We start from the raw sequence: 272 nt of genomic DNA, 5'->3' as shown, positions 1-272 counted from the left end.
GAAGTAGAACTTCTCGAGGAAGCCCGGATCGTCGGGGATGTGCATCTTGCGGTACTTGCCGGCGATGCTGCCGTCGGCTTCGAACACGACTGCGGTGTTGTGGTACAGGCCAGCGGCGCGGCGCTCGAACAGCGAGGACACGATCACCATGCCATGCCGTTTGGCGAGCGCGCCCAGACGCTCCGTGCTGGGGCCGGGGATGGGCTCGGCGCGGTCGAACTCGTCCACGCTCTCGTGCTGGCAGAAGTAGGCGCCGTTGTGCAGCTCCTGCA

At 65.8% G+C, this 272-nt stretch carries 1 protein-coding gene; it reads right to left on the bottom strand.

Going from position 1 to position 272, the window contains the following annotated elements; translation table 11 throughout:
- Positions 1-272 (bottom strand): nitrilase-related carbon-nitrogen hydrolase (locus tag FLQ44_RS21860; RefSeq protein ID WP_276607906.1); only part of this gene is annotated, 272 nt, incomplete at both ends.

The sequence above is a fragment of the Vogesella mureinivorans genome (assembly GCF_007644035.1).
Classification (GTDB): domain Bacteria; phylum Pseudomonadota; class Gammaproteobacteria; order Burkholderiales; family Chromobacteriaceae; genus Vogesella; species Vogesella mureinivorans.
The sequence above is the reverse complement of the archived record's forward strand: the minus strand, read 5'-3'. Positions and strand labels throughout refer to the sequence as shown.